The sequence below is a fragment of the Blastomonas sp. CCH1-A6 genome, from assembly GCF_001556365.1.
Classification (GTDB): Bacteria; Pseudomonadota; Alphaproteobacteria; order Sphingomonadales; family Sphingomonadaceae; genus Blastomonas; species Blastomonas ursincola.
Window position 1 is genome coordinate 1 of sequence record NZ_LSIS01000524.1, and the last position, 378, is coordinate 378.

General features: G+C 65.6%; 1 protein-coding gene. It reads left to right on the forward strand.

Annotated elements, in window-relative coordinates; genetic code table 11:
• Positions 1 to 68 precede the first annotated feature (68 nt).
• Positions 69 to 378 (forward strand): DUF736 domain-containing protein (locus AX735_RS22700; RefSeq protein ID WP_066279273.1); only part of this gene is annotated, 310 nt, incomplete at its 3' end.

Here is a 378-nt window from a genome sequence, read left to right on the forward strand (position 1 = left end):
GAGGGGAGGAGGATTGAAGATCGGTGTCGAGGACATGGGGTCCAGCACGACATCACAGGAGACACGTCATGAACATCGGTCAGATCAAGCAGAACGACGCGGGCATTTTCATGGGCCGCATTTCCACCCTCGCCGTCGCGATGACGATCGCGCTCAAGCCGGTCCAGTCGTCCAACCCGCGCGCGCCGCGCTACGAGATCCACGCGCTCACCCCGGGCCGGACGTGGGTGCAGGTCGGGGCGTTCTTCGAACTCACCTCGAACAACACCGGCGAGGCGTTCCTGAACGGCCGCATCGACGATCCGTCGCTCGCCGCGCCGCTGCAGGTCTCGGCCTTCCGCCAGGACGACGGCTCGTACAACGTCGTGTGGCAGCGCG